This window comes from Parvibaculum sp. (assembly GCF_040882025.1).
Classification (GTDB): Bacteria; Pseudomonadota; Alphaproteobacteria; order Parvibaculales; family Parvibaculaceae; genus Parvibaculum.
The window spans coordinates 41,661-61,964 of sequence record NZ_JBBECC010000169.1 but is presented as its reverse complement, the minus strand read 5'-3'; the positions used below and the strand labels follow the sequence as shown (position 1 = coordinate 61,964).

The following is a 20,304-nucleotide window of genomic DNA, read 5'->3' as shown; positions in this document are numbered from 1 at the left end:
AAGTTTCATGAGCATCACGGAAGAAAGCACCAGCCGGTTCGTCACGGTCAAGGGCGTCAGGATTCACTACAACGAAGCGGGCGCAGGCCCGGCGCTCGTTCTCATTCACGGCGGCGGACCGGGCGCAAGCGGCTGGTCGAACTACAACCGCAACATCGAGGTGCTGGCGCGGAGCTTCCGTGTGATCGTCCCCGACCTGCCGGGCTTCGGCAAGTCGGACATCAAGCCGAAGGGCAGCGCCATGCCTGCCTGGTACGCGACGAAGATGGGCGAGTTCCTCGACGAGCTTGGCATCGACAAGGCGCATTTCGTCGGCAACTCGCTGGGCGGCATGGTGACGCTGCGCCTGGCGCTGGACCGGCCTGAAAAGGTCAACCGCATGGTCCTGATGGGACCGGGCGGCAGCACACCGATGTTCAGCCAGTTCCCGACCGAAGCGATCAAGACGTTGCTCTTCTTTTACGACGGTCCCGGCCCGTCGCTCGAACGTCTCAAGGGCTTCGTGAAGGATTTCGTCTACGACCCGTCCCAGCTCACCGACGAGCTGCTCGAAGGCCGCATGAAGACCGCCCTGCAGCCGCATATCGTCGAGACGCCGCCCATGCGTCCCGATCCGAAGGCGCTGATGGAGCCGCTCTGGAACGATCCGCGTCTTGCCTCGCTGAAGCACGAAACGATGATCATCTGGGGCCGCGAGGACAGGGTGATGCCCATCGACATGGCCTTCCCGCTGCTCAAGCAGATTCCGAGAGCGCGTCTTTTCGTCCTGCCGCAATGCGGACACTGGGCGCAATGGGAACACGCGGAGGAATTCAACCGCGTGACGGGCGACTTCTTCGGGGCGGCCGATGCCGCATGATCTGAAGGCGATAGCGGCCGCCCTGGCCGAGGCACGACGTAGCCGGACCCCCATACCCCCGGTGACCGAAACCGCCCCCGGTTTCGGCGTTGCCTCGGCCTACGCCGTTCAGGAGATCAACACGCGGAGGCGTCTCGCGGCGGGCGAGCGTATAGTGGGCCGGAAGATCGGGCTCACATCGCCCGCCGTGCAGACGCAACTCGGCGTGAACGAGCCGGACTACGGCATGCTGTTCGATGTCGACGATATGAGCGGCGCGGCTTCGGTTGCTGCTGCCGGGCTGATGCAGCCCAAGGTGGAAGCCGAGATCGCCTTCGTTCTCGGCAAGCCCCTCAAGAGCCCGGAGCCGAGCCTCGAAGAGGTCGCGACGGCCATCGACTACGCGGTGGCGGCGGTGGAAATCGTCGACAGCGCCATTGCCGACTGGCGGATCACGCTGGCGGATACGGTCGCGGACAATGCCTCGGGCGCGAAATTCGTGCTCGGAAGCGACCGGCGCAAATTGTCGGAAATCGATCTGCATCTGGGCGGCATGGAGATGTGCCTTGACGGCAGGCAGGTATCGGTCGGCGTCGCGGCGGCCTGCCTCGGCAATCCGCTGAACGCCGCGCGGTGGCTTGCGAAAAAGATGGCGGAGGTCGGCCGGCCGCTCGCAGCCGGCGACATCATCCTCTCCGGCGCCCTCGGCCCGATGTGCAATGCGACGGCAGGTAGCGAGTTCACCGTTTGCGTGCAGGGCTTCAAACCCCTGCGCGTCGCCTTCGAATAGGAGACGCGAATGATCGGAGCGAAGGGGAGGGTACGCACCGCCATCATCGGCTCGGGCAATATCGGCACCGACCTGATGATCAAGATCATGCGCCTCTCCAAAACGCTGGAGATGGCGGCGATGGTGGGGATCGACTCCGCATCCGACGGTCTCGCCCGCGCAACGAGGCTCGGTGTCGCCACCACTGCGGGAGGCATCGACGGCCTGGTGGCGATGCCGGAATTCGAGAGCATCGGCATCGTCTTCGATGCGACTTCGGCGGGCGCCCACCGGCATCACAATGAAATCCTGCAGGCGCGTGGCAAGCAGGTGATCGACCTGACGCCCGCCGCCATCGGCCCCTATGTGGTGCCGAGCGTCAATCTCGACAGGCTCGCAAACGAGCGGAACCTGAACATGGTCACCTGCGGCGGCCAGGCGACGATCCCCATCATTGCCGCCGTCAGCGGCGTCTCGCCCGTGCTCTATGGCGAGATCGTCGCCTCCATCGCTTCGAAATCCGCAGGCCCCGGCACGCGCGCGAATATCGACGAATTCACCGAGACGACGTCGAGAGCCATCGAAAGCGTGGGCGGCGCCGCCTGCGGCAAGGCGATCATCATTCTCAATCCGGCCGAACCGCCGCTCATTATGCGCGACACGGTGCATTGCCTGTGCGACGACGCGGACCCGGCAAAGATCGTCGCGGCCATCGGGAAGAAGGTTGCCGAGGTGCAGGCCTATGTGCCCGGCTACCGTCTGAAGCAGGCCGTGCAGATCGAGAAAGTTGGCGGCAACAACCCGCTTTACCTGCCGGATATGGATCGCTCCTTCACCGGCCTCAAGGTCAGCACCTTCCTCGAAGTCGAAGGGGCAGGGCATTACCTGCCGCCCTATGCGGGAAATCTCGACATCATGACTTCTGCGGCGCTGCGCACCGCCGAGGCAATCGCGCTGAAATGGCAGGTGGCGGCATGAACATTCCGGATCGCCTTTACATCCAGGATGTGACGTTGCGCGACGGCATGCATGCGATCCGGCATCAATATTCTCTCGATCATGTGCGCGCCATCGCCCGCGCACTGGACCTCGCGGGCGTCGATGCGATCGAGATCGCGCATGGCGACGGGCTGTCGGGGTCGAGCCTCAATTACGGCTTCGGTGCCTGCACCGACTGGGCATGGATCGAAGCGGTCTGTGAGGTGGTCGAGAAGGCTGTGGTGACGACGCTGCTGCTGCCCGGCATTGGCACCATCGAGGATCTGCATCGCGCCCACGGGATGGGCGTGAGGTCGGTACGCGTCGCGACGCATTGCACCGAGGCGGATGTCGCGAAACAGCATATCGAGTCGGCGCGCAAGCTCGGCATGGACGTTTCGGGCTTCCTGATGATGAGCCACATGGCGCCGCCCGATGCCCTGGCACGGCAGGCGAAGCTGATGGAGAGTTACGGCGCCCATTGCGTCTATGTGACCGACAGTGGCGGCGCCATGACGATGGATGACGTCGCCGCCCGGCTTCGCGCCTATGACGCGGTGCTGAAGCCGGAAACGCAGCGCGGCATCCATGCGCATCACAACCTGTCGCTCGGCGTCGCGAATTCCATCGCCGCCGTCCAGAACGGCGCTGTCCGCGTCGATGCCTCGCTTACGGGCATGGGCGCGGGGGCGGGCAATGCGCCGCTCGAAGTCTTCATCGCCGCCGCCGATCGCTATGGCTGGGAACATGGCTGCGATCTCCTCGCGCTCATGGATGCGGCGGAAGACATCGTGCGGCCCCTGCAGGACCGGCCGGTGCGCGTCGACAGGGAAACGCTGAGCCTCGGCTATGCGGGCGTTTATTCGAGCTTCCTGCGTCATGCGGAAACCGCGTCGGAACGTTACGGCGTCGATGTCCGCAAAATTCTGCTGGAAGCGGGCAAACGCGCTATGGTTGGCGGGCAGGAGGACATGATTGTGGATATCGCCCTCGATCTCGCGCGGCAGGAAGCGGCGCGCTCGGATTGAGCTCTTGGGAGGGAGCCGATCGGCCATGACCGGGAGAGAAAAGGCCGAAGCGGCAAATCTGCATCCGGCCGGCATTATCGGTGCCAGCGAAGTTCGCGCCGATGTGCGGATGGACGGCGTTTATTTTTTCCGCTCCTCGGCGGACTATCCCTTCAGCAAGAAGCTTGATGCCGGCGACTTCTCCTATTGCTTCATGGTGCGTCGCGGCGAGCTCCGCCTGACGATCGACTTTCCCGAGCCGCGGGTGATCGACCTGAAGCCGGGTGCGATCGTTGGCGTGAGCGGGCTCGCGCCGCACCGGATTCATTCAATACCGGACATGGGGGCCCTGCCGGTCGATAGTTTCGAGCGGATACCGATCACCGAAGAGATCGGGCCCGGAAAGGACGTCGAACTCCTGCTTGGCGTGGTCCCCTCGGAAAATATAGCCCTGACGAACCTGATTATCGGTCCGCTCTATCTCAGCCCCGAGACCTCACCCGAGTTCTCCCGCCGCATATGGAAGGCGGCCGAACTTCTCGATGAGGAGTTTGTCGGTGCGGGCCTGGAATATGGCCAGGCGATCATCGTCCGGCGGATTGCCGAAATCATCCTCATCAATATGACCCGTTCCCTGCTGGTCGCGCGTGGAGAGGCCGATGTGGGCGAGCTGGGCCCCATCAAGAACAGAGGCGTGATAGCGGCTATTCGCGCCTTCCTGGACGACCCGCTGGAAGACTGGAGCATCGACCGGCTGGCGAAGCACGCCGGCATGTCGCGAACGAAATTCGCCGAGGACTTCCGGCGCGTCGTCGGCCGCACGCCGATGCAGACGCTCGCGCGCCTGCGCCTGACGCTTGTGACGCGCAAGATGCTTGTCGACGACCTCTCGGTCGAGGAGGCGGCCGATCTGGCGGGCTACAGCTCCGCCGCTGCTTTCATTCGCGCCTTCAGCCGCGAATTCGGGGCGACGCCGCTCCAATGGCGCAAGATGCAAACGCCCCGCGTTGACGCAGGCCAGCCGGGCGGATGACGTTTCGACCCGGCGCATTCGAAGCCCTCTTCGTCGAGGCGGTCATTCTCGCCCACTTCGGCGGATAGAGGCAGGCATCGACGGCGCGTTTCGCAACGTCCGCGGTCTGGATCATCGGAATTGATGAGAGTTGATATAAAGGGCGGCGTCAGCTCTTGCGCCCGGTCTTCCGCTTCGCGGTGACAGGCTTCGCCGCGGCGGACGCGGCCAGCCCCTCGATCGCGATGGCGAGCTTGACGCGAAGGTCGCGCATGAATTTCTGCTTCGGGGTCTGGCCGCCAAGCCAGCCGAGAAGGTTGAGATAATAGATGGCGAACAGGTTCTCGGCGGCGAACCGCGGGTCCGCGTCGGCGCGGAATGTACCGGCTTTCTGGGCCGTGGCGACGAGGTCGGCGATGCCGCCATAGATCGCCCGCATCAACACCCGGATGTCGTGGCGCCGCTCCGGCGTCGTCAGGATCGTCACCTCCTTCAGCAGCGCCCGCGCCAGTTCGACGTCCTTCGCGTGATAGGCGATCATCATGCCGAAGACATGCATGAGCTGGTCGATAAAGGGCATGTCGGCCGGCGTTTTCCTGAAGGCGGCGAGAAACGTCTCCAGCATCTCGTCCTTGAAGACCATGACGAGCAGGTCTTCCTTCGACTTCGCATAGAGAAACAGCGTGCCCGTGCCGATATCGGCCCTCTCCGCGATCTCCTGCGTCGTCGTCTCCGCGAAGCCCTTGCTGCCGAACAGCTCCTTTGCGGCCTCGACGATGCGCGCGCGTTTTTCCTGCTTGTTGCGTTCGCGCCGCCCCGTGCGGGCGGGTTCGCCGCCGCGCGCCGCAGCGGGCCGCCCCGCCGATACCTTTTTCACTGTGCGCTCAACCACTTCGCCGCCTTTCGGTGTCACCGCCACAGCACAGAACATGTCTGTTGGACCGCCATTGTCAATCCGCTTCGGCCGCGAACGCCGCCGCCACTGACGGGGATTTCGTTCCGTCCCCGCCACCGCGCTTGACTCCGGAAGGTCGATCAATAAACTGAGTATAGTCATAAATGAAAAGAGTCACATTTTGGCCTGTCCGTCGCCGGCGGCGGCAACGGATGATCGCCGGGGACGGTCTCGCCGCCGGTTCGAAAAACAAGGGGAGGAAGCAGCATGGCTGCGCGCACGGGAAAAGAATTCCTCAAGGGACTGCGAGGCAAGCGCGATATCTGGGTCGGCTCCGACAAGGTTGCGGATGTCGTCGATCATCCGGCTTTCACGGGTGCCGCGCACGGCCTTGCCGGCGTCTTTGACCTTCAGCACCGTTATGCGGATGACTGCCTGATCCCGGATCCGGAAACCGGCGAGCAGATCAATGTCAGCCACATGATCCCCCGCTCGAAGGACGACATCTTCCGCCGTCACAAAGGGCTCGCGCGGATCGCTGAATACACGGTTGGCATCATGGGCCGTTCACCGGACTACATGAACGTCACCTATGCGGGTTTTGCGGGCCGCTCCGACGAATGGGGCGCGAACGGCAATGAGGAAGGCGCCGAAAACCTCGTCAATTACCAGAAGTTCCTGCGGCGCAACGACATCTCGCTGACGCATACGTTGGTTCATCCGACCATCGACAAGGCGACCGGCGACTTTGTCGGGCCGCCCAACGAAGTGCCGCTTCACAAGGTTGGCGAAACGGAACATGGCATCGTCGTGCGTGGCGCCCGCGTCCTGGCCACGCTCGCGCCCTTTGCCGATGAGATTGCCGTCTATCCGGGACAGCCCATCCTGCCCGACGCGCACGATTACGCACTTTCGTTTTGCATTCCGATGGATACGCCGGGGCTCAAGTTTCTTTGCCGCGACAGCTGCGCGGGATCGTCGAACCGGCATGACCACCCTTTGTCTTCCCGCTTCGACGAGCAGGACGCTTTTGTGATCTTCGACGATGTGGAGGTGCCGCGCGACCGCATACACATCAACTGCAATGTCGCGGTCTACAATCAGGTGATGGCGACGGGCTGGTTTCCGAACGTCATGCAGCAGACGATGATCCGCGCCCAGACCAAGCTTGAGTTCGCATGGGGTCTGGCGACGCGCATGACCGAGTCGGTGGGGGGGCTTCAGGGCCCCGCCGTGCAGATGCTCGGCGAAATCTGGAGCTATGCGGAATTTGCGCGTGCCTGCATTCAGGCCGCCGAGGAGAGCGCCTATGAATTCGGCAACGGCGTCTGGTTCCCGAACGGCACACCGCTGACGGCGCTGAAGGCGACACTGCCGACCTGGTTCCCGCGCGTGAACGAGATCATCCGTCTGCTCGGCTCGCACAACCTGCTGGCGGCGCCGAGTGCGGCGCAGCTCGCGAGCCCTGAACTGCGCCCGCTGATCGATCGCTACATGCATGGCGCGAACGGGATCGACGCTGAAACGCGCTCGCGTCTCTTCCGCCTCGCCTGGGACTTCACAGGCAGCGCGCTCGCAAGCCGGGGTGAGCAATATGAGCGCTTCTACCTCGCCTCCGGCGCGCGCAACCAGCAACTCGCCCACATGATCGCCGACCGGGCCCGCGCCGACAAGCTGGTCGACCGTTTCGTCAACGAAGAAGCCGTTGCCGGTGCGGACCGGAAACTTGCGGAGGCCGTGTGATGAGCGGCAACAGCGTAAAAGTCGCGGGCGTCGACATTTTCACCGATCACTGGATTGGCGGCAAGCGGGTCGCCTCGAAGGAGAAGTTTGCGAACTTCTCCCCCGTCGACGGCTCGCATCTCGCCGATGTCTCGGCGGGCGGTAAGGCCGAAGCCGACGCGGCGGTGGCCGCGGCACGGAAAGCCTTTCCGGCCTGGGCGGCGCTCGGGCCAAAGGGCCGCCTGCCCATCCTCAAGAAGTTTGCGGAGGGGCTCAAGGCGCGCGTCAATGAACTGGCCGCGGTCGAGACCATGGACAATGGCTCGCTCCTCATGGGCAATGTCCATCGCGTCGTGCCGCGGGCGGCGCAGAACATCGAGTTCTTTGCCGATTGGGCGATGACGCTGGATGGTCACACGATCGACTCGCCCGAAGTCGTGAACCACGTGAAATACGATCCGGCCGGTGTCGCCGTCCTCATCACGCCGTGGAACGCGCCCTTGATGCTGACCACCTGGAAGGTCGGTCCGGCGCTTGCGGCCGGCAACACCATCGTCGTCAAGCCGCCGGAATGGGCGCCGCTCACCTGCTCGCTCATGGCCGATATCGCGCATGAGGCGGGCGTGCCCGCCGGCGTCCTTAACGTCGTGCAGGGGATCGGCGAGGTCGCGGGCGACGCGCTGGTGAACCACCCGGATATCGACCGCATCAGCTTCACCGGCTCGACCGACACCGCGAAGATCATCGGTCAGGCCGCCGCGCTTTCGATCACGCCGATGAGTGCGGAACTGGGCGGCAAGTCGCCCTTCATCGTCTGTGCCGACGCCGATCTCGACGCCGCCGCGCAGACAGTCGCCGCGCAATACATGAATGCGGGTCAGGTCTGCCTTGCCGGTACGCGCGTCATGGTGGAGAAAAAGATCGAGGAACAGTTCCTCGAAAAGGTGCGTGACGCCGCTGCCCATATGACGGTCGGCGATCCGCGCGACAAGGATACGCGCGTCGGGCCCCTGATCCACAAGGAGCATTTCGAGCGCGTCGCCGGCTTCGTCGAACGTGCGAAAGCGGACGGCGCGGTGCTGCTCTGGGGAGGGGGGCGGTCCAATTTCGGGGAGCTTTATTTCGAGCCGACGCTTTTCGCCCATGTCAGCCCCGAACTCGAGATCGCACAGCGCGAAGTTTTCGGTCCGGTGCTCACCTGGCAGAACTTCGCCTCCGATGACGAGGTGGTCGAGCTTGCCAACAACACGCGCTACGGCCTTGCGGGGACGCTTTTCAGCCGCAATGAAAAACGGGCGATGGACATCGCCGCGCGAGTCACGGCCGGAACCTTCTGGGTCAACTGCTTCTTCATCCGCGATCTCGCGGCGCCTTTCGGCGGATCGAAGGATTCAGGCATCGGCCGCGAGGGCGGCGTCTGGAGCTTCGATTTCTATACCGACATAAAAAACATATCGGTCCGCAAGGGATCGTTCGCCTGAGGGAGGCAATCATGGTTCAGGTTACGGAACTCGGCTATATGGGGCTCGGCGTCAAGAGTCTCGACGCCTGGAAGGATTACGCAGCCAATATTCTGGGTCTCGAGGTGGCAGACGAAGGCGAGTCCCGCCGCTGCTATCTCAGGATGGACAACTGGCATCACCGCTTCATTCTCGAACAGGATGGTACGGACGATCTGAACTATCTCGGCTTCCGAGTCGCGGGCGTCGAGGAGTTCCGCGAGATGCACAGGAAGCTCGTCAACGCCGGTATCGACGTGCGGATCGGCACATATGAAGAAGCGGCCGACCGGCGCGTGCTTGAAGTGATGAAACTCAAGGACGCGAGCGGCTTCCCCATTGAGATCTTCCACGGGCCGCAGGTCCAGGCCGACAAGCCCTTCTATCCGGGCCGTCGCATGCATGGCCGCTTCAAGACCGGCGAGGGCGGGCTCGGCCATCTGATCCAGAAGGAAACGGTCGGCTTCGACAGGACCTACGAATTTTACAAGCTGCTGGGCATGCGCGGCGGCATCGAATACCGGATTCCCTTCCCCGGCCTCGACAAGCCGTTTGACCTGATGTTCATGCACTGCAACGCGCGCGATCACACCGTCGCTTTCGGCCCGCCCGGCGAGAAGCGCATCAATCACATGATGCTTGAGGTGGAAAGTTTCGACGATGTCGGTCTCACCTACGAGATCGTCCGCGAGGCGGGCATTCCCATCACCATGATGCCGGGCCGGCACGCGAACGACCACATGTACTCCTTCTACTTCCTCAACCCGTCCGGCTGGATGTGCGAGGTGGGCTGGGGCGCGCGCGAGGCGACGCACCAGTCGGAATATTACCAGCGCGACACCTACGGCCACGAACAGAACCAGGAAGTCATGAAAAAGGGGCTGATGGAGGTCTGACCGGAAGGTCGGCGCCACCCCACGCATCAAACAGGCAGGGAGAAGAAGCATGTCGGTTCTGGAAGGTCCGCGCGAGGAATGGCGGCGCATTCTGCATCAGGGAACGCCGGTCTGGGTGAAGCCGGAAGAGGGCGGCAAGCTGCGGCTTGGCGACGGAAGGCTGGTCGATGAAGCGAGCGCCGCCTATCTGCCGCCCTGCGATCCGACCAAGATCATCTGCATCCATCTGAACTACGACTCGCGTCGCGCCGAATTCAAGGCGCCGCCGCTCGTTACGCCGACCTATTTCCAGAAGCCGCTGACGACGCTCAACAGCCATCGCGGTTTCCTCAACCGCCCCGCCGATTGCCAGTACCTCAACTATGAAGGCGAGATCGCGGCCATCGTCGGCAAGCCGATGCGCAATGTCACGCGCGACGAAGTCTGGGACTGTCTCGCCGGCTTCGCCCCCGCCAACGATGTCGGCGCGCAGGACTTCCGCGATACCGACGCGGGCTCGATGCTGCGCGTCAAGGGCCAGGACGGTTTCTGCCCCGTCGGACCCGGCATCGTGCGCGGCGTCGACATCCGCAAGGAAAGTGCGCGCACTTATATCAACGGAAAGGTCGTGCAGGACGGCCCGGTCAGCGACATGACCTTCCCGATCGACTACATCTTCGCCGATCTCTCGCGCCACATCACTTTCCTTCCGGGCGACATTGTGCTCACCGGCACACCCGCCAACTCGCGGCCGATGAATCCGGGCGACGTTGTCGAAGTGGAAGTGACGGGCATTGGACGCATCTCGAACACCGTTCAGGAAGTACCTGCGCCGGCGCACGATGTCGGTCACAAGCCAACCGACACCGACGCGGTGCGGCGTGTGGCGCTCGGCCAGTTCTGAACGAAATGGTTCGGAAACAAAGCCTGCGCGCTCGTGCGGCGGTTCGCTGCGACGGGCATCCGGTCTCGAAAACCGGGGATAAGTTTTTTTGAGGCGCGGCGTTGCGCGCTCCCGGCCGGCCCCACGCAGCGGCCGCCTCTCAACCGGGAATAAAAAATTTTCTTCCGGGGATAACCCGTGTCCTTCGCCGCCGCCGGCGCGCTGGTCGTCCGTACACGGATCGCTCAAAATCCGGTTTGTGACAGTTTTTTTGACAGTTTCGTGACAGAGGGGGGTAACGCTGTCTAGAGCGCTGCCTCGATGCGCGGCAGAATGTCCTCGATGCGGTCGACCACCGAGTAAATCCGCCGGATATCGGAGCGCGCGAAGCCCGCCTCGATGATGTGGTCGAGCAGCTCGATCAGCGGGTCCCAGAAGCCATTTAGGTTCACGATAACAATGGGATAGCTGTGCCGTCCGAGCTGCGCCCAGGTCAGCATTTCGACCGTTTCCTCGAGCGTTCCGATGCCGCCCGGCAGTGCAACGAAGGCTTGCGCGCGCTCGAACATCAGCTGTTTGCGCTCATGCATGCTGTCGGTGACGATCAGTTCGCTGACATCGTCGAGCTGCACCTCGACCTCCGTCAGGAATTTCGGAATGATTCCCGTGACTTGCCCGCCGCCCGCCAGCACCGACCGGGCCAGCCCACCCATCAGCCCGACGCCGCCGCCGCCATAGACAAGCCGCACCCCGGCCGCCGCCATCAGCCGTCCGAAGCCCTCCGCCGCCGCCATGAATTGCGGCTCGCTTCCGACGCTGGAGCCGCAATAGACGCACAGGCTTTCGAGTTTCATCGGCTAAGCTTCTTTCGTTGTTGAGTTTATCGAGGGGGAGCATTCACATTGGTGCCGTATTTGCAAGTTACGCGATAGACTGTGCGCGGCGCGATTTTCGTCTCATTTCGGCACGCACGCCAACGGGCGAGGGAACGGACACATGAAATTCGGAGCGATTGTCGGCGCCTTTGTGGTGGCTCTTGCGCTGCTTGCCGCAGGCTACTGGTTTTTCCTGCGCGGCGACGGAGAGCCGGCGCCCGCCGAGGTCGCGGTCGAAGGCGAAGTACCTGAAGATATTGAGGTTTTCGACGAAGCCGCCGACCCGGCCATCCCCACTTTCGACATCGTCCGCGTCGAACGCGACGGCGCGACGCTCGCCGCCGGCCGAGCCCTTCCCGGTGCCCGCGTCCAGGTCAAGGCCAATGGCGAGGTGGTCGCCGAAACGACGGCCGATGCCCGCGGCGAATGGGTCGCCGTCCTCGATGAGCCGCTCAAGCCCGGCACGATCGAACTGAACCTCACCGCCGTCAATCCGGACGGCAGCACAAGGGATTCCCTGCAGGTCGTCTCCGTTGTCGTCCCCGACCAGCCGGACAAGCCGGCCCTTGTCGTTCGCAGCGAGCCCGGCAAGGCAAGCGTTGTGCTGCAGGGACCGGGCGTCCCCTCCGACGCCGGCAGCCTGATCCTCGAAACGGTGGACTATGACGAAAACGGCAATCTGATCATCTCCGGCCGCGCCGAGGCCGGCGCCACGGTCCGCGTCTATGTCGGCGGCGATCCCGTCGGCCAGACGACGGCCGACCCCGCAGGCCGCTGGGAACTGCGTCCGGACGTCGAAATCGCACCCGGCCAGTATGCGCTGCGCATCGACCAGCTCGACGACCAGGGCCGCGTTGTCGGCCGCGTCGAAGTGCCCTTCGAGCGAGGCGAGCCCTCGGCGGTTCTGGCGGCGCTCAAGGAGGGCAAGGTCGTCATCCAGCCGGGCAACAACCTCTGGAATATTGCCCGCCGCCTCTATGGGTCGGGCTTCCGCTACACGGTCATCTACGAGGCCAACAAGGACCAGATTCGCGATCCGGACCTGATTTATCCGGGCCAGGTCTTCGCCACGCCGCCCGAAGACCGCTAAATGTCTGTTGCCGTTCGGAAATAGACGCTTATCTAGGGTAGAGAACGATGCCCCGTCCGGGTTCCGGGCGGGGCATCGGCATTCAGGCATATGGCTTGCCGAACACCCGGAAACCGGAGACCCTCGGCCACGATGTCCAGACATTTCGCCCGCGCCGCAGAAGGCGGACCACCGCCATTGACCCCTCGCGGTCACCGATGGACGCTTGCCTCGATGCTGCCGCGTCTCTGGCCGGCTGGCCGCTCGGACCTGCGTGCCCGCGTCGTCATCGCCATGATCGCGCTGATCGGCGCCAAGGCCGTCACGGTCTACGTGCCCTTTCTCTACAAGGAAGCCGTCGACCGCCTGTCGCCCGAAACCGCCGCCGCTGCGGCCCTCATTGTGCCGGTGGCACTGATCGTCGCCTATGGCGTTGGCCGTATTCTGATGGTGGCGCTGGCCCAACTCCGCGATGCCGTCTTTGCAAAGGTCGGACAAAATGCGGTGCGTGAACTCGCTGTCGAGACCTTCCGCCATCTCCATGCTCTTTCGCTGCGTTTTCATCTCGACCGCCGGACCGGCGGATTGTCGCGAGTGATCGAGCGCGGCACCAAGGGCATCGACTTCCTGCTGCGCTTCTCGCTGTTCAACATCGTGCCGACGATCGTCGAACTTGTCCTCGTCTGCATCATCCTCGCCTATGCTTTCGACATCTGGTACGCGGTCGTCACGGCCGTGACGGTCATCGTCTACATGATTTTCACCTTTGCCGTGACCGAGTGGCGCACACGTTTCCGGCGCGAAATGAACGACCTCGACACCGAGGCCAACACCAAGGCCGTGGACAGCCTGCTCAACTACGAAACGGTCAAGTATTTCGGCAACGAGGACCACGAGGCGAAGCGCTTCGACCGATCGATGGCGGGCTATGAGCGCGCCGCGATCAAGACGACGACCTCGCTCTCACTGCTCAACACCGGCCAGACGCTGATCTTCACCACCGGTCTTGCGGCGTTGATGCTGATGGCAGCCCAGGGTATCGCGGCTGGCGTGCTCACCGTCGGTTCTTTTGTCATGGTCAATGCTTATCTGATTCAGCTCTACCAGCCGCTTAATCTGCTCGGCACCGTCTATCGCGAAATCCGTCAGGCGCTGATCGATATGGAAACCATGTTCGATCTGCTGCAGGTGCCGCCTGAAATAAGCGACGCTGCGGACGCACGTCCACTCCAGGTGATGGGCGGCGAACTGGTTTTCGAGAATGTGGGGTTTTTCTACGATCCGGACCGGCGCATTCTCGACGACGTGTCCTTTCGCGTGCCGGCGGGCCGTACGCTCGCCATTGTTGGCCCCTCGGGCGCCGGCAAGTCGACGATCTCGCGCATTCTCTATCGTTTCTACGACATCGCCGAAGGTAGTGTTCGCATCGACGGACAGGACATCCGGGAGGTGACGCAGGCTTCCCTGCGCGCCGCGATCGGCATGGTCCCGCAGGACACAGTGCTCTTCAACGACACCATCCGCTACAACATCCGCTACGGCCGGCCCGATGCGAACGACGATGAAGTCGAAGCGGCGGCGAGGCTCGCTCAGATATCCGGTTTCATCGAGCGTTTGCCGAAAGGCTACGAAACGCGCGTCGGTGAGCGCGGCCTGAAATTGTCGGGCGGTGAGAAGCAGCGTGTCGCGATCGCGCGCACAATCCTGAAGAACCCGCCGATCCTGTTGCTGGACGAGGCGACCTCGGCGCTCGACACCCATACCGAAAAGGAAATTCAGGCGGCGCTGAAACGAATCTCCGAAAATCGCACGACGCTGATTATCGCCCATCGTCTCTCGACCGTCATCGATGCCGACGAAATTCTGGTGCTCGAGCAGGGCAGGGTGATGGAACGCGGCCGCCACGCCGATCTGCTGGCGAAAGGTGGAATCTATGCCACCATGTGGGACCGTCAGCGCGAGGCTGAAGCCGCCCGCCAGAAGCTCGAAACGGCTCCAGAAAGCAACGTGGAACCGATACCGCCGGCGCCGGGTTCGGAGCCGGCATCCGCCGAACCATTGATAGGTGCCGATTCCGGTTACGCTTAACCCCGGCCACCCGGCGGGTTACACTGCCCCGTGCCGCGACGTCGCCCAAACAAGATAGAAAGACCGACATGGACAGCCTGACTTCGATCCTGACGCCCATCCACAAGGAAGGTCATCGCTGGATTCTCATTTTTGCCGCCGCGACGATCGTTCTTTTCCTGATCTGGAATCCCCTGGGCTGGATCGGGGTCGTCTTGACGCTTTGGTGCATTTACTTCTTTCGCGATCCGGATCGGGTGACGCCAGCGCGTGAAGGGCTGGTCATTAGCCCGGCCGATGGTGTCGTCAACATGATTGTGGAGGCCTCGCCGCCAGAGGAGCTCGGTCTCGGCGATATGACGCGCACCCGCGTCAGCATCTTCATGAACGTCTTCAATTGCCATGTGAACCGGTCGCCGGTTGCCGGCAAGGTAAAGCGCGTTGCCTACAGGCCCGGGCTCTTCCTCAATGCCGATCTCGACAAGGCCAGCGATGCCAACGAGCGCAATTCACTTGTCATTGAGCGTGCCGATGGTGAACAGGTCGTGGTGGTCCAGATCGCAGGTCTTGTTGCGCGCCGTATCGTGTGCGACGTCGCCGAAGGCATCGATCTTTCGGCGGGCGAGCGTTTTGGCATTATCCGCTTCGGCAGCCGGCTCGATGTCTACTTGCCGGCGGGAGCGGTGCCGCTGGTTGCCGTGGGACAAACATCGATCGGTGGCGAGACCGTTCTCGCCGATTCCATCTCCGTGGAGCCGCACCATGTCTGAGCTGCGGATGAAAGCGAGCGAATGAAGATGGCTGGTTCTCTCCCACCCTTCGAGCCGCGTTCCGGTCCCGGTTTCCGGGCCGGCGAGGGGCTGCGCGCGCGCCGCGCGCGCCAGTTCGCGCAATTGCCAGTGCGGACGATCATTCCCAATGCGCTGACGGTGCTGGCCTTGTGCGCCGGTCTCACGGCGATCCGTTTTGCCATTGAGGGTCGTTTCGAAATAGCGGTCGTCGCCATCATCGTCGCTTCCGTGTTCGATGCGCTGGACGGGCGCGTCGCCCGGATGCTGCAGGGGTCCAGCCGCTTCGGCGCCGAACTCGACTCGCTGACAGACTTCGTCAATTTCGGCGTTGCGCCGGTCGTTGTCCTTTACTTGTGGTCGTTGGTCGAAATCGGCGGTATCGGGTGGATTGCGGTTCTGGGTTTTTCGGTCTGTTGTGCGTTGCGGCTGGCGCGGTTCAATGTTGCGCTGGAAGATCCGGACAAACCGGCATGGACCGGGAATTATTTTGTCGGTATTCCGGCGCCAGCGGCCGCTGGCGTCGTCATGTTGCCGCTCTATCTAACATTCATCGGTGTTGAATGGCTCAAGGAGGTACCGCTTCTGATCGCGCTGCATGCACTTGCGGTCGCCTTCCTGATGGTAAGCCAGATACCGACATTCTCGGGCAAGCGCATGGGGCTGCGCATCCGCCGCGACATGGTGCTGCCGATCCTGCTGCTGATTGGCTTCTGCGCGGCCGTGATCCTGAGCTACCCGTGGTGGACCTTTACGGCGCTGGCTGCGGTTTATCTATTGTCCATTCCGGTCGCTGTGACGCGTTATCGGCACCATAAAACGCGCATGGCAAAGTTCGACCCGGAAGCAACCGAAACGGACGACCTGAATCTGGATTGAGAAATATCTTCTGGGGCTAGCGCGTGGAACGCGTACTTCCGTCCGAGCTGACGCTCTCGGTCTGCTCGGCGCGCGCCGCACTCAGTCGGCGAAGTACATTGCGCCGAAGCGTGCCGGAAGCATCCAGAATTGGTTCAACGCGGTGGGTATCGCGACCTGTTGACGCTTCTGTATCTCGCATTGTCCTTTCCGCCTGTGCTTCGGCGGCTCCGTCTGTTTGACCGTCACTGCGGTTCATCGACAAGCTCCGCATCTGCTCCTCGCTCCTCTCCGGGGGCCGCCATCGCTGCCGTGCTGGCCGGTTGGCGCAGCGCGTGGACACGAAGGAGGCGAAGCATTCCGGTTTCGAGTGCCCGGCTACGGGCCAGCCATGCATTGCCTTCACGCATCAACATGGCTGCCGTTTCGGGCGGAAGTTTGGCGTTTTGCAGGCAATCGTGGAAATGCCGCCATCCAGCGTGGATAAGCGGCAGATATTCAGCGGTCAGGTCGTCGATACTTTCTATTTTGTAATGTTGAGATTCTAGGGCGTCCCGGTATTGCGCCTCGGTCCATGGAAACACCGGTGCTGCTTCGGCGTTGCTCCAGACCATCAGTGCATTGTCGTCGATGCCGCCACCGGCAAGCACAAAATCCGTGAACATCAGGGCGCCGCCGTCACGCAGTGCGCGACCAATGAATGTGAACATCGCCTGTTTGTCTTCGACGGCGAACAATGCTTCACGTATGAAAATCGCCGTATGCTGACTTTCCGGCTCGAAATCCTCGGCCGCAAATCCGTCCGGACAAGCGACGATCGGCGCGGTTGTGGCGACCGCAGCGCGCTCGGACAACTCGTGTCCGGCTGTCGCAAGCTGGGCGTCCGTCTCCAGACCTTTGATTGTCACGCCAAAAGTTGTCGCGATGGCGCGCATCGCGCCGCCGAGACCGGGCGCCAGATCGAGATAGAGCCCATCCTTTTCGAATCCGAGGGGACGGACCAGTTTGATCGCGAATTCGCTGCCGCCGGGCAGACTGAAGCCGTCGCCCCAGAGTTTCTGTATGATGTCTATGCGACCGAGCGCAGGCGGTTCGGGTGTCTCGGCCGGCGTGTCCGTCGCTTCGGGCGGTGGAACCGCTGCTTGCGGTTTCGGTGCCGGCGCGACTTTCTTCTCCTTCTTCTTCTTCTCCTCCTTCTTCTTCTTTTTCTTCTTCCGGCGCGTAACACCCTTGACCCGAGCAATGTCGTCGGTGTCCATGCCCTCCCACCAGGCGATCAGCCGGAGCAGGAATTCCATGACGAGGCCGGCTTCCTTCGGCCGAACCGCTTTGGCGTCGGTCTTCTCGTCGGCCTCGGATTCCGCGCCATTCTGGCGGGGACGTTTCTCGGGATGTTCGACGAGATACTTCTCGAGCGCCTGTCGATGCATCGCGCTAAGCTTGCGCATGCGCCGGAAGCGTACGATTGCGTCGGCAGACATGGATTCGAGGCCGGATGTAAAGACGGCGACCGGCATTGCCTGCAGCTCATCGGTGCCGACTGTAGCCAGGTTGACGAGCGCTGTGTCGCTCATGATCCGTCCGCCGATCTTCCCGGAGCCGGTTCACATTGTCCTGCGGCCGGTCCCTCTTCGATCCCCGATTTCCGATGCCTCGCGCCGCTTTCACATCGTCTGTAAAGCAGCGTGGGGCAGTGGTACGGACGTCATAATATTGCCCTTTGCGTTAAATCCTCGTTTCCGGCCATGTTACCCAACCGTTAACGCTCTCTGAACTCGCCGCTTTTCTTTGCGGCGGAAATCGCCCAAGTTAGCCGCGCGCTGAATGGGAGTCGGGTGGGGCAGCGCCGTTTCATGGCCGGAATGATGAATCCTGTATTGCGATTGCCACGCACAACCATAGCATTGTGCTTGGGCCTTTTTCTTGTGGCAGCCGCGGGCATTGCCCAATTCACGATTTCTTCCGACACCCGCGTATTCTTCGGACCTGAGAGCGCGGGCCTCAAGACTCTGCAGGCATTCGATGCCAGATACGGCCAGAACAACAACGTGCTGCTGGTGGTCTGGGCCGGAGGCCGCAAGGTGACCGAGCCCGACGTGCTGGCGGCCATTGGCGATCTGGTTGATCGAGCCTGGCAGCTGCCGCATTCGACGCGGGTCGATGCGTTGACCAATTTCCCTTATGTCTCTGCTGACACGGACAGTTTTACGGTCGCCGATCTTGTGCCAGATCCATCGCGCGTCACGCCGGAGGCGGCGCAAGAGATCGAACGAATTGCGCTCGACGATCTGATGATCCGCAATCGTCTCTTGGCCGAGGATGCGCGCGCCGCCGGCATCCTCGTCAATTTTAATCTTCCGGTTGAAGGCTCGACCGAAGTGCGGGCAATCATTGCCGCGAGCCGCGCGCTGGCCGCTGCCTTCGAAGCCGACCATCCCGGCATCGAGGTAAAGCTTACCGGCAATGTCGTGCTAATGGGCACCTTCTCGGAAGCGGCGATAAACGACGCGATGGTATTGATTCCGATTAGCCTGGTCGTCACCGCGATCGTCATGTTCATTTTCGTGCGTGCCGTGTTGCCGAGCCTGGCGATACTTTCGCTGCTGGGTTTGTCCAGCGCCACCGCCATGGGCGTCGCCGGCTGGTACGGCTGGGAAATCAACACGGCTACCGTCGCCTGTCCGATCATTATCATGACGGTCAACATGGCCGCCGCCGTTCGTATCGTCACCACGGCACTCAGCGCCCTTGGACGCGGGTTGTCGAAAAGCGAGGCGATTTCCGAAGCGGTACGGATGAACCTCTGGCCGGTTACGCTGACCAACGCCACCACGATGATCGGCTTTATGGCGATGAACCTGGCCGATGCGCCGCCGCTGCGCCAGCAAGGCAATATCGTCGTCATCGGTATTGCTGTCGCCTATTGCTTCACCTTCACGTGGCTCCCGGCCATGCTGTCTCTAATGCCTTTGCGGCCGGCAGTTCAGCGCTCCGAAGCCGTGATGATTTCGCTCGGACACTTCGTAAATCGCTATTACAAGCAGCTTTTCTTTCTCTGCAGCGTGATCGTCGTGTCATGCGCGTTCTGGATCGGAAATATCCGGCTCGACGATGATTTTGCGCGATATTTCGACTGGCGCTTCGACTATCGCCAGGCCTCGGATTTCGCCGAGGACAGATTGACGGGCTTGAACATCATCGAATTCGATATCGGTGCCGGCGAGGAGGGAGGGGTTTTCGATCCGAATTACCAGCGTCATCTTGCGGATTTCGAGAGCTGGCTGCGCGCGCAGGACGGCGTCGTCAGTGTGGTTGCCATTTCAGACGTCACGCGTCGCGTCCATGAGGCCATGAACGGAGAGGTCACCGCAGACCCCGGCGGTATACCCGACAACCGCGATCTCATTGCGCAATACTTTCTGCTCTACGAGATGTCGCTGCCTTACGGCGCCTCGCTCAACGACCAGATCAATGTTGGCCGTTCATCGAGCCGCGTTACGGTCATCCTGCGCCACAAGACCTCAAGCGAACTCCGAGCGCTCAACGCGGCCGCGATTGCGTGGCTCTCGGCCAATGTGCCCCCATCAATGCAAAGCGCCGGCACCGGCATCAATCTGCTCTTTGCGGAGCTTTCGGGTATCAACATCCGCTCGATGATGTTGAGCACCGCCGTGTCGGTCTTGCTGATCGCGGTCATTGTGGGGCTCGCGCTCCGCAACGCCTTTCTCGGGTTTCTCAGCATCTTTCTCAACATGCTGCCTTCACTGGTCGGTTTCGGTCTCTGGGGATTGCTCTATCAGGATATCGGCCTGGCGGCGTCCGTCGTCACCGCCATGACCATCGGCCTGGTCGTCGACGATACAATCTATTTTCTGCTGATGTATCAGCAGGCGCGAGCACGCGGCCTCGATCCCGAGCAGTCGATCAACCATGTTTTCGCAACAGTGGGCGTTGCCATGCTGGTCATTACGGCTTCGCTGGCCTTCGGCTTCGGGACGCTGGTCTTCTCGGGTTTCGAAGTCAACCGGGCGTTGGGCGCGATGACCGCGCTGGTCATTATGTCCAATCTCTTCATCGATTGGCTGATGTTGCCGCCGTTAATGCGTATCATCGAAAACAGCCGCATGAGGGGTGCCAGGCGGTCGGGATAGTGTCTGGCCTCCCCTTTG

17 protein-coding genes are annotated in these 20,304 nt (G+C 62.4%); 14 read left to right on the top strand and 3 right to left on the bottom strand.

Annotation, left to right across the window (positions count from 1 at the left end; translation table 11 throughout):
- Window positions 1–7 precede the first annotated feature (7 nt).
- The 5 genes from WEB61_RS12340 to WEB61_RS12320 all read left to right on the top strand — a co-directional run bounded on the left by WEB61_RS12340 (window position 8) and on the right by WEB61_RS12320 (window position 4,625).
- Window positions 8–859 (top strand): alpha/beta fold hydrolase, encoded by an 852-nt coding sequence (locus tag WEB61_RS12340; RefSeq protein ID WP_368064632.1) that lies wholly within the window; start codon window positions 8–10, stop codon window positions 857–859.
- Window positions 860–920: 61 nt separating this feature from the next.
- Window positions 921–1,628, top strand: a complete 708-nt coding sequence (locus WEB61_RS12335) for a 2-keto-4-pentenoate hydratase (RefSeq protein WP_368064631.1) — start codon at window positions 921–923, stop codon at window positions 1,626–1,628.
- A gap of 9 nt (window positions 1,629–1,637) precedes the next feature.
- On the top strand, window positions 1,638–2,585 hold the full coding sequence (locus tag WEB61_RS12330) for an acetaldehyde dehydrogenase (acetylating) (RefSeq protein ID WP_368064630.1): 948 nt from the start codon (window positions 1,638–1,640) through the stop codon (window positions 2,583–2,585).
- A gap of 2 nt (window positions 2,586–2,587) precedes the next feature.
- Window positions 2,588–3,613 (top strand): 4-hydroxy-2-oxovalerate aldolase, encoded by a 1,026-nt coding sequence (dmpG, locus tag WEB61_RS12325; protein ID WP_368064643.1) that lies wholly within the window; start codon window positions 2,588–2,590, stop codon window positions 3,611–3,613.
- A gap of 25 nt (window positions 3,614–3,638) precedes the next feature.
- On the top strand, window positions 3,639–4,625 hold the full coding sequence (locus WEB61_RS12320; protein WP_368064629.1) for a helix-turn-helix domain-containing protein: 987 nt from the start codon (window positions 3,639–3,641) through the stop codon (window positions 4,623–4,625).
- Window positions 4,626–4,773: 148 nt separating this feature from the next.
- Here the strand turns inward: WEB61_RS12320 and WEB61_RS12315 are convergent, their stop codons facing one another.
- Window positions 4,774–5,535 carry a TetR/AcrR family transcriptional regulator gene (locus WEB61_RS12315; RefSeq protein WP_368064628.1) on the bottom strand — a complete coding sequence of 254 codons (762 nt, stop codon included), beginning with the start codon at window positions 5,533–5,535 and terminating at the stop codon, window positions 4,774–4,776.
- A 231-nt stretch (window positions 5,536–5,766) separates the two neighbouring features.
- On the opposite strand from WEB61_RS12315, the gene WEB61_RS12310 reads away from it, so the two are divergent.
- From WEB61_RS12310 to WEB61_RS12295, 4 genes are read left to right on the top strand one after another with little or no spacing between them, the layout of a single operon-like run.
- Complete coding sequence (locus WEB61_RS12310) at window positions 5,767–7,242, top strand: 4-hydroxyphenylacetate 3-hydroxylase family protein (protein WP_368064627.1); 1,476 nt, start codon at window positions 5,767–5,769, stop codon at window positions 7,240–7,242.
- Window positions 7,242–8,702 carry an aldehyde dehydrogenase gene (locus WEB61_RS12305; protein ID WP_368064626.1) on the top strand — a complete coding sequence of 487 codons (1,461 nt, stop codon included), beginning with the start codon at window positions 7,242–7,244 and terminating at the stop codon, window positions 8,700–8,702. The genes WEB61_RS12310 and WEB61_RS12305 overlap by 1 nt, the downstream gene beginning before the upstream one ends.
- Window positions 8,703–8,713: 11 nt before the next feature.
- On the top strand, window positions 8,714–9,616 hold the full coding sequence (locus WEB61_RS12300) for a VOC family protein (RefSeq protein WP_368064625.1): 903 nt from the start codon (window positions 8,714–8,716) through the stop codon (window positions 9,614–9,616).
- A gap of 49 nt (window positions 9,617–9,665) precedes the next feature.
- Entirely contained in the window at window positions 9,666–10,499 is an 834-nt protein-coding gene (locus WEB61_RS12295) for a fumarylacetoacetate hydrolase family protein (RefSeq protein WP_368064624.1), read from the top strand.
- Between the two features lie 284 nt (window positions 10,500–10,783).
- Here WEB61_RS12295 and WEB61_RS12290 read toward each other — a convergent pair whose 3' ends face one another.
- Window positions 10,784–11,332: a TIGR00730 family Rossman fold protein gene (locus WEB61_RS12290; RefSeq protein ID WP_368064623.1), complete on the bottom strand. Its 549-nt coding sequence runs from the start codon at window positions 11,330–11,332 to the stop codon at window positions 10,784–10,786.
- 142 nt (window positions 11,333–11,474) lie between these two features.
- Here WEB61_RS12290 and WEB61_RS12285 point away from each other — a divergent pair, with 142 nt between their 5' ends.
- The 4 genes from WEB61_RS12285 to pssA all read left to right on the top strand — a co-directional run bounded on the left by WEB61_RS12285 (window position 11,475) and on the right by pssA (window position 16,156).
- Window positions 11,475–12,443 (top strand): Ig-like domain-containing protein, encoded by a 969-nt coding sequence (locus WEB61_RS12285; RefSeq protein ID WP_368064622.1) that lies wholly within the window; start codon window positions 11,475–11,477, stop codon window positions 12,441–12,443.
- Window positions 12,444–12,656: 213 nt separating this feature from the next.
- A complete protein-coding gene (locus tag WEB61_RS12280) occupies window positions 12,657–14,510 on the top strand; it encodes an ABC transporter ATP-binding protein/permease (RefSeq protein ID WP_368064642.1) in 1,854 nt (617 codons plus the stop codon).
- A gap of 23 nt (window positions 14,511–14,533) precedes the next feature.
- A complete protein-coding gene (locus WEB61_RS12275; protein ID WP_368064641.1) occupies window positions 14,534–15,259 on the top strand; it encodes a phosphatidylserine decarboxylase in 726 nt (241 codons plus the stop codon).
- 27 nt (window positions 15,260–15,286) lie between these two features.
- On the top strand, window positions 15,287–16,156 hold the full coding sequence (gene pssA, locus WEB61_RS12270; protein WP_368064621.1) for a CDP-diacylglycerol--serine O-phosphatidyltransferase: 870 nt from the start codon (window positions 15,287–15,289) through the stop codon (window positions 16,154–16,156).
- 224 nt (window positions 16,157–16,380) lie between these two features.
- Here the strand turns inward: pssA and WEB61_RS12265 are convergent, their stop codons facing one another.
- Window positions 16,381–17,709 (bottom strand): hypothetical protein, encoded by a 1,329-nt coding sequence (locus WEB61_RS12265; protein WP_368064620.1) that lies wholly within the window; start codon window positions 17,707–17,709, stop codon window positions 16,381–16,383.
- Between the two features lie 336 nt (window positions 17,710–18,045).
- On the opposite strand from WEB61_RS12265, the gene WEB61_RS12260 reads away from it, so the two are divergent.
- Window positions 18,046–20,286: an RND family transporter gene (locus tag WEB61_RS12260; RefSeq protein WP_368064619.1), complete on the top strand. Its 2,241-nt coding sequence runs from the start codon at window positions 18,046–18,048 to the stop codon at window positions 20,284–20,286.
- Window positions 20,287–20,304: the final 18 nt, after the last annotated feature.